6 protein-coding genes are annotated in these 9651 nt (G+C 37.5%); 3 read left to right on the plus strand and 3 right to left on the minus strand.

Going from position 1 to position 9651, the window contains the following annotated elements; genetic code table 11:
* Together ACTBZY_RS19660 and ACTBZY_RS19665 are read right to left on the minus strand one after the other, a co-directional pair.
* Positions 1–241, minus strand: a 241-nt coding sequence (locus tag ACTBZY_RS19660; protein WP_463048078.1) for a hypothetical protein, incomplete at its 3' end; no start/stop codon positions are given.
* Positions 242–416: 175 nt separating this feature from the next.
* On the minus strand, positions 417–2309 hold the full coding sequence (locus ACTBZY_RS19665; RefSeq protein WP_463048079.1) for a RecQ family ATP-dependent DNA helicase: 1893 nt from the start codon (positions 2307–2309) through the stop codon (positions 417–419).
* Positions 2310–2439: 130 nt separating this feature from the next.
* Between ACTBZY_RS19665 and ACTBZY_RS19670 the strand changes: the two genes are divergently transcribed.
* Positions 2440–5109 (plus strand): T9SS type A sorting domain-containing protein, encoded by a 2670-nt coding sequence (locus ACTBZY_RS19670; protein ID WP_463048080.1) that lies wholly within the window; start codon positions 2440–2442, stop codon positions 5107–5109.
* A 119-nt stretch (positions 5110–5228) separates the two neighbouring features.
* Here ACTBZY_RS19670 and ACTBZY_RS19675 read toward each other — a convergent pair whose 3' ends face one another.
* Positions 5229–6608, minus strand: a complete 1380-nt coding sequence (locus ACTBZY_RS19675; protein WP_463048081.1) for an MATE family efflux transporter — start codon at positions 6606–6608, stop codon at positions 5229–5231.
* 255 nt (positions 6609–6863) lie between these two features.
* Between ACTBZY_RS19675 and nhaC the strand changes: the two genes are divergently transcribed.
* Together nhaC and ACTBZY_RS19685 are read left to right on the plus strand one after the other, a co-directional pair.
* The gene (gene nhaC, locus ACTBZY_RS19680; RefSeq protein WP_463048082.1) at positions 6864–8306 is read left to right on the plus strand and encodes a Na+/H+ antiporter NhaC; all 1443 of its coding nucleotides are present in this window, start codon (positions 6864–6866) and stop codon (positions 8304–8306) included.
* Positions 8307–8330: 24 nt separating this feature from the next.
* Positions 8331–9651: PHP domain-containing protein (locus ACTBZY_RS19685; RefSeq protein ID WP_463048083.1), on the plus strand; the 1321-nt coding region annotated here is incomplete at its 3' end.

Here is a 9651-nt window from a genome sequence, read left to right on the forward strand (position 1 = left end):
CTGTGGAAAAAATGGAATTCTCCTGCTGCGGCTGAGTTTCTTTAATTTCTAATATTTCAGGCTCATCATCTTCCGTTTCAGAAGTGAAAAGTCTCATAAGTGAATAGGCAGCCACTATTATCCCACCTATCACCAAGGCGTCTTTGCCAAGGTTTTTAAATTCTCCTGCCTTCGATTTCAATTCCTCCGTGAAGTCATTGATTTGCTTATTTAAAGCAATTTTCTTTTCGTTTCTGTTCACTGCCTTAGATGTTTCATTCCGAGGACAAAAATAGTAAAAAGCAGGTAGATGAGATTTATAAAAAATAATATTGATTGGTAATTGAATAATTATTCAGTGAGAATGTCAATTTATCTAAAATTTAGAGCTGAAAGTCCTGCAAGTTGAGATTGGAGTCTTAATAAACAATTGAGGCTTAGCAGATACTTAGTTTGCCATCTTTTAGTTGCCATTTATTTTGGTCCACAAAATAATGGATAACTTCTTCCATTTTAATATCCGCGGTCTCTTTTTGAAGGACAAGCTCACTGAGGTTTATAGGAAATAAGTATTCTAAGCTTTTTCCAATCTCGTAGCATTTTTGATTTCTGAAATTTTGTTTAAGAAATTCCTGACAATTATCACATATACCGCAATTTTCAGCATTTTCCTCTCCAAAGTAATCTTGAAGTTGGGCCATTCGGCATCTTTTGGTTTTGGTAACGTAATAAATCATGCTTTCTATAGCGGACTCATCTTTTCGCTTTTTCTTTTTTATTTCTGCGTGTTTTAATGGGAGATGCTTGGCGTCAAACCTATTGCCCAGAAAGTTCAGGGTAGGCTTCCCAGATTGACAATAATAAGTTCCAATATTTAGCTTTTCCAACCTTCTGAGTAATTTTTCTACTTGAAGTTTGCTGGTTCCGTAGGCCTTGGCTATTTCCGTCTCGGAAATAATAATGGAATTGATGAAAATTTCTCCTCCATAAATTCTTAATAAGGTTTTGGTAAACTGGTCTAAGGCAGCGTTTTTTTCTTGAAGCTGACCTAATTCATAGTTGTTAAGAAGAAATTGAAATCGAGAAGGGGATTGAAAAGAGTCATTTAGTTCTATAAGCCCTTGGTTTTCGAGCATTTTTAATGCGTAATAAGTGGGAATAGCCTTTAAGCCAAAGGTGCTATGAAATTCAAAAACGTCAAACTCATAAAGGTCTTTAGGGCGAGAGCCAATGGCAATTTGGAAAAAATTGCACAGCGACTGATATACTTGGCTCAGCATATCTATTGTCGGATAAGCTTGCTCTAAGTTTATTCTCAGTTTTTCAATATCTTCTGCGTTGTAAATAAGATAAACCTGCGATGGCTGCCCATCCCTTCCCGCCCTTCCTATTTCTTGGTAATAAGATTCAGGACTTTCTGGTAAATGAAGATGAAAAACTGTTCTAACATCAGGCTTGTCAATACCCATTCCAAAGGCATTTGTACTTACTATAACTTGCGTTTTATTTTGGACCCATTCATCTTGTTTTTTAAAACGAAGCTCATTCGTAAGCCCAGCATGATAAAAATCAGCTGATAAGCCACATTTTTTGAGAAAATAAGCAATCTCCTGAGTCTCCTTTCTGGTTTTCACATAGACGATAGAAGATTCCTTAGTCCTAGAAATAAGATCCGCCAAACTTTTATTCTTATTGGAAGACTCAAAACAGCGAATGGCAAGGTTCTTCCTTTTAAAGCTCATTTTAAAAACCTCGGGTTTTTTAAGAGCTAATTGTTGAAGAATATCAGCTTGTGTCTCAGCTGTAGCTGTGGCGGTCAGAGCTAAGACATTGGCCTTTGGACAGTATTTTTTGAATTCAATTATTTTCAGATAGGATGGTCTAAAATCATGTCCCCATTTAGAAATACAATGAGCTTCGTCTATCACGAGAAGATCTACTTTCATTCTTTTGGTTCGCTCTATCATCATTTCTGTCAGAAGTCTTTCTGGAGAAACATAAAGGAACTTATAGTCACCAAGGACAAAGTTATCTAGGGTTCTATCAATGTCGCTTTTATGCATGCCAGAGTAGATAGCCGCGGCTAAAATACCTCGGTCTCGGAGCTGGCTAACTTGGTCCTTCATCAGTGCAATAAGCGGCGTGATAACAATGGTAACACCACCAAATATTAATCCTGGCACTTGAAAACAGATGGATTTTCCGCCGCCTGTTGGCAATAAAGCTAAAACATTATTTTTAGAGATGGTAGAATTTATTATTTCATCTTGAAGCGGCCGGAAGGATTCATAATGCCAATATTTTTCTAGAATTTCTAAAGGAGAAACCATACCTTTTAAGAACGAATTACGTATAAGAAATAAGGAAGTGACATAAATGTCTTTAAATAAAAGGCATTTCCACTATTCATCGGAATGATTTATCATTTATATTTACCAAAAACCTATCCTGTAGACAAATATGAAAAGAAAAGTTTTATCTGCTTTATTTGGATTTATAGCCCTCGCATCATTTGGACAAAAAAAGTTTGATCGAGGAGATTTCAAAGAAAAAATTGAGTGGAAAAAAGGGGTTGAAGTGGTATGCCCAGCTAGTCACATAGATGAAAATACTTTTAGAGATATTCCTATTGAAATTAAAGAAGCTATACAGGCTCAGAATAGGTTAAGACCGGCAGCTACTAACAAAGCCGAATTCGATGTTCTTTATGATCCGAGTATGCCGAAAGTGGCACAGGATGCATTTCAAAGAGCTGTGGATATTTGGGCAGAATTGCTGAAATCAGATGTGAAAATAAATGTCATTGCTCTTTGGCAAGAGTTAGGACCTAATGTTTTGGGTTCTGCAAGTCCAGGAACTTATTATAGAGGTTTTGCAGGTGCTACTAAACCAAATACATGGTATCCAATTGCCCTGGCAGAGAAGCTTTCTGGAACGCAACTTAACTCACCAGACGATTTTGATATTGTTGCAAGATTCAGTAGCACCCAAAATTGGTATTACGGAACTACCGGAAGTCCGGCCGTTGGGCAGTTTGACTTTACTTCCGTAGTGCTTCACGAATTATGTCATGGATTAGGTTTTGTAGGCTCCACTGGTGTAGAAGGTACACAAGGGTATTACGGTTTAGGAACATCTATTCCGGTAATCTTCGATACTTTTTTAGAAAACGAAAAGAAACAAAAAATAACGGATACCACATTATTCAAAAATCCTTCAACAGCTCTTAGAAATGAGTTGATTTCGGAAAACTTATTTTTCAATTCGCCAAGAGCTATTGCGAACAATAATGGGTCAAAAGTAAAATTATACGCCCCTACCATTTTTAATAGTGGCTCTAGTGTTTCTCATCTGGATGATAGAACTTATCCAGCTGGTACAGTTAATTCTTTGATGACACCCACTGCAGGTTTAAGAGAAATTAATTATGACGTAGGACCTATAGTGATGAATATGTTTACCGACATGGGATGGAAGGGTACTTCCATTATTCATGAAAGGATAAAGGACTTTGAAGCAGCTACAGAAGTATTAGTTAAGGCAAAAATATTTAGTGATACTACTATAGTAGCAGGAACGGCATTTTTAAATTATGTTGAACTTGATTCTGAAACAGGAACCATTGCACAAAGAGACGCAGGATTAAAAGATCCTACTAAAGTTCCTTTATTAAAAGGTGCGGATGGTTTGTACTCTGCTACTATTTCAATTAAAGACCCCACCTCAATTTTCTTTTATTACCTCTCTGTTAAAGATAATTTAGGGAACCTAGCAACAGCCCCAGCATCGGCACCGACATTGTATTATGCTTTTGAGGTAGGTTTAAAAGATATTTGGGGCCCAGTAATTGAGTATTATCCGCCTACCATAATAGTGTCCGGTTCTCCAGTCAATTTTGTTGCCAATGTGGAGGATGATTTTGCTGCAGGTATTGATACTGTTTATGTTGAATATGCTATAAATGGTATAGCTCAACCATCCTTTGGATTGCGTAAGTTTAATGCAGTTACAGACACTTCTTTTTCTCAAGGTGCATCGGATGATATAGCCTATATTAGACAAGGGGGTATTCCAGCATTGAATGAAAACGATGTGGTTACCCTAAGTATGACAGCCATAGATAAGGCAGGGAATATCACTACCATTCCTACTACCGCAGGTGGAACCAGCTTCGAGTCCCCCGTGGTTGCAGATGTTTATGAGTTTGTAGCTACCACATTATTAGAAACGATTTCTGAAGATTTTATTGATTTTGAATCACCTACAGTAGCTTTTGCATCTACTGGTTTTAATATTCTAACACCTTCTGGCTTAGCGAATAATGCACTTCAAACCGAAAGTCCTTATAAAAATGGCCTTGGACTGTATGATCCAGTTTCTGGAGGTACTTACTTAGACTTTGATTATAATGCCATTGCCCTCTATAGACACCCTATTTTGATAAGTACAGATTCGGCTACCATTAGTTTTGATGAAATAGTTATGGTGGAGCCTGGCACAGATGGAGTTGCTTTTGGTGATGAGGGTTTTTGGGACTATGTTATCGTGGAAGGGTCCTTAGATTATGGTGGTTCTTGGTTTCAGTTGGCTGACGGTTATGATGCCAATGCAGATTCAGGATGGAAGCAATTATTTGAAAGTACGTTAACACCTGCAAATGCAGATAACCCTACTTCAAATGGAACGCCTTCTCCAGCATTATTTAGAAACAGAGAAATTAATATTTATGATGCTTTATTGCCTGCGGCGGCTGGCTCCGAGATGCTTTTAAGGTTTAGACTTTATGCAGACCAATGGGTGAGCGGTTGGGGATGGGCTATTGATAATTTAGCTATTCAAAAGCCTGCTCCTAAGCCTTTGGCTAGTGAGGCAGACTTATTTGATTTAAAACTATCTCCAAACCCTACCATAAACCATATTGATATAAGAGCTAAGTTGGCTTCTGCAAAGAATGCCCAAGTAGAGGTTTATCAAATTAATGGTGCAAAGGTTTTTGGAGAAAACTTAAAGCTTACAGAAAGTGCTCTAGATCTCCGTATAGATACGCACAATTATGATGCAGGTTCTTATATCGTAAAACTAAAAACAGAGCAAGGAGAACAATCTAAAAGGTTTGTAATTAATAGATAGTTTAACAGTTCTATTTGATTAAAGAAAAGAGGAGATTTGCAGTTAGCAAATCTCCTCTTTTCTTTAATACCAGATAAATATCAATTTATTATAATTCATATCTCAAATACAACATAGCGTTAAATCTGTTTCTTTTGCCAGCGATTACTTTTAAAATATAACACTGCCATAATTGCTAAAGCGGTATCACTAACTATAATAGACACAAACACCCCATTTTCTTCCCAACCAAGACCTTCTGCTAAATAATAGGCCAAGGGAATTTGGATTAACCAAAAACAGATCAGGTTAAATATAGTAGGAGGGAGGGTGTCTCCAGCACCATTAATAGCCTGTGTTATGACCATCCCTATGGCAAAAATGATATAACCAGCCGCTAAAATTTTCAAACAGTTTACACCAGTTTCAACCACCTGTGGGGTGGAGTCAAAAAACATGATGAACTGTCTGGCAAACAAGAAGAAAAATAAGGCGATTAAAGTCATAAAACCCATATTAAGATAAGCAATGGTCCAGGCAGACTTAACGGCTCTGTCAGGTTTTCCAGCTCCTAAGTTTTGGCCTACCAAAGTAGCTCCAGAATTTGCCAGACCCCAAGACGGTAAAATGGTGAATATAATAATCCTTAAGGCGATAGTATAACCAGCAATAACCTCACTGCCATAAATGGATAAAATACGTACCATAAAAACCCAGCTGGCAGATTGAATAAGAAACTGCCCTGTGCTTCCTGCGGCTATTTTGATAATATTCCAGATGATAGCCTTCTTAATCAGAAAGTCTCTAAAAAGTAACCTTAATTTACTATTGGCACTCGTAAGAATGTATAGCTGATATAGAACCCCTACAGCCCTACCGATTAATGTGGCTATGGCCGCACCTTTAATACCCATTCCCATTATTGGGACAAAAAGGTAATCTAATGCGATGTTTAAGACATTGGCTATGATGACCGATCGCATTGCTAATGAGGCACTTCCAGCACCTCTCAGAGAACCACTTAAAGTAAAAAGAAGAATGATGATAGGGGAGCTAAGAAACTGGATTTTGGTATACCATTGACCTTCCGCAATTAATTCTGGAGAGCCACCCATAAACCGCAATATGTCTTGGGAGAAAAAATAACCAAAACATGCGATGACCATACCCAGGACAACCGAAATTACAATGACATTGGCAAGAGCTACTCCAGCTTGTTGGTTTTCTTTCTCGCCAATCCGTCTAGAAATAACAGCAGCCCCAGCGGCACTAAGGCCCCAAGCAATGGAGTAAATAAGTGTTAAAACAGACTCTGTTAAACCTACAGCAGCCACGCCTAGCGTACCTACATACCTGGCTACAAAAAAGGCATCTGCTAAAGCGAAAGATGCCTCAAAAAACATTTCGATAACCAAGGGTACCGATAAAAGGAAAATTCCTTTGTTTATACTTAGAGCCGTATAGTCTCTGTCTTCGTCGCCTTTTAGGGCGTCTTTAAATAATTTGAAAATATTTTTCATATAAAATGATTGTTCTTTCGATGTGAAAAGAATAATTAAGAATACGAAACACCCTAGAGGCAGGTGTTAAAGAACAATCATGTTAATCATCGGCATAAAAATTTGTACAAAATAAAGGGAATTTATGTAAAAACGGAAATAATGTTTTTGTTCTGGCTAATTTTTGAATTAGTTTGGAAGTTTATGAGATATCATTCAAGCCCTTTAAGGCTTAAAAATGTTTTATATTTGAATTTAATTTCAATCAGCATATAAATGACCAAAGAATCTTCTTCAATTTCAATCATTGAATCACTTATTCCCGTGGTTTTCCTTGTCGCTATTTTAGGTTTTAACGTTTACGTTTTCGGAGACAATGCCCTTTCTGGTTCAAATCAATTCGCATTATTGGTAGGCGGGGCGGTGGCAGCTTTAATTGGTTTTAGGAGAAAAATTTCGTTTGAAACGATGATAGCCAAAGTTGCAAACAATATAGAAACCACTTCCAGTGCCATATTGATTTTGCTGTTTGTTGGTGCTTTATCTGGAACATGGCTAATTAGTGGAATTATCCCTGCTATGATTTATTATGGGTTAGAGGTTTTAAGCCCTTCTATATTCCTTCCAGCATGTGTGGTCATCTGTTCTATTATTTCAATTGCCACAGGTAGCTCTTGGACTACTACGGCCACCGTAGGTATTGCTTTAATTGCCATAGGAAATTCCTTAGGTTTTGATTTGGGTATGGTGGCAGGGGCTGTTATTTCAGGAGCATATTTTGGAGATAAATTATCACCAATGTCTGATACCACCAATCTTGCACCAGCCATGGCAGGTACAGATTTATTTACGCACATTAAATACATGCTTTACACAACGGTTCCCAGTATTGTAATTACACTCATCATTTTTGTGGTGATTGGCCTGATGCAAAGTGGACAGGGAGATGTGGATGTCTCAGATATGCAAAATGCCATTTTGGCCACTTTTGATATCAACGGATGGCTCTTTATTGTTCCAGTTTTAGTGATATTTCTAATTATTAAAAAGACAGAACCTTTAATAGCCTTGTTCATCGGAACTATTGGCGGTGCTGTTTTAGCGTTGGTTTTTCAGCCAGATATTGTTTTAAAAGTAGCCGGAGAACAAGAATTGAATTTCGTTGCTGCATATAAAGGAATTATTAACGCCATATCTGGCCCAGCTGGCATAGAAACAAGTAATGCCGAATTGGTAGATTTGTTTCAATCTAAAGGTATGGCAGGAATGTTAAATACCATTTGGCTTATAATATGTGCCATGACCTTTGGTGGCTTTATGGAGGCTATAGGAGCTTTAGATAAAATTTCACGCTCTTTATTGTCTATGGCCAAGAGTGTTTTTGGTCTTTTTGCAAGTACGGTAGCAAGCTGTTTAGCTTTAAATCTTACGGCTTCAGATCAATATTTGGCCATTGTAGTTCCCGGGAAAATGTTTAAAACGGCTTATAAGGATAAAGGACTAGCTCCTGAAAATTTGAGTAGAACATTAGAAGATAGTGGAACGGTTACATCGGTATTAGTTCCTTGGAATACTTGTGGAGCTTACCAGTCAAATGTACTAGGGGTAGATACAATGGCCTATTTGCCTTATGCTATTTTTAATATCATTAGCCCATTCATGACACTACTTTTTGCTTTATTTAGCATTAAGATAAGAATGATCATCGACAAAAAATAAGTTCGGAAAAGAGACCCTAGAAAAATGAGTAATAAAGAAATATCAGATGTCATAGAGCTTACTAGTAAACTCATGACATTGCACGGAGAAGATGAAACTCGAGCTAAAATTTACGGTAGCACTGCTTATAATCTGGATAGGTTAGAGGAAGACTTGGACACCATGTCTGAAGCCGAGTTAATGAAACTCAGAGGGGTAGGGAAGTCTATGGCCGACAACATTCTTCAAATAGTAGCCACAGGTGCTACAAAAGAACTTCAAGAACTTATCAATAAAACGCCGGAAGGGGTTTTGGAGATGTTTAGAGTAAAGGGTATCGGTGTTAAGAAGATAAAAACACTATGGGAGGAGTTAGGGATTGATAATTTGAATGAATTGCAAATTGCTTGCGAGAGTGGGAAAATTGCAGAAACCAAAGGTTTTGGTCAAAAGACACAAGAGAAAATATTAGAATCATTATTGTTCTTACGCCAGCAGTCAGGGAAGTTAAGAATGAACCAGGCCGCAGAGCTTTCTGGGGAAATATTGGAGAAATTAAGTTTAATATTTCCTAAAGTAGAGGAAGTGGGAGCTATCCCAAGAAAGCTGGAAACTGTAGATGGACTGTCTTTTTTAGTCAGCGGTGGTCTGGAAGGGAAGGCCAAATTAGAAGAAGCTTTTAGAGAAGATATGAAGGCGTCTTCCCCTTTTACTTGGAGAGGGTTTTATGGTGAAAATAATATATTGATAGAAATCCAATTTGTGCAGGATGATATTTTTGAGCAAGAAAAACTGATATCGAATGCGTCTGAAGAGCATCTTAAGACAGTTTTGCCTGAAATTGCTGGGAATTTTCATCACTTTATAAAATCCAATATTTTTGAGTCTTCAGAGGCTTATTATGCAGGTTTTGGTTCTAAATATATTCTCCCAGAAATGAGAGAAGGTTTGGCCGAGTTTGATTGGATAAAAGAGAATTCAAATGATGATTTGATTTCTTGGGAAGCTTTGAGAGGTAGTTTACACAATCACTCCAAGTATTCCGATGGCAAAAATACACTGAAAGAAATGTCTGAAGCTTGCAAAGCTTTAGGCTTAGATTATTTCGGGATTGCGGATCATTCTCAAACGGCCACCTATGCCAATGGATTACCAGCAGGAAAAGTGGTACAGCAGCAAACAGAAATAGACCAAATCAATAGGGAAATGGCACCTTTTAAAGTTTTAAAAGGCATCGAATCTGATATTCTTGGAGACGGTGACTTAGATTACGAAAATGAAATCTTAGCTACTTTTGATTTCGTTGTGGCTTCTGTTCATGCTAATTTAGATATGACCATAGAAAAGGCGACGGATAGAGTTATTA

This window comes from Arcticibacterium sp. (genome assembly GCF_055134445.1).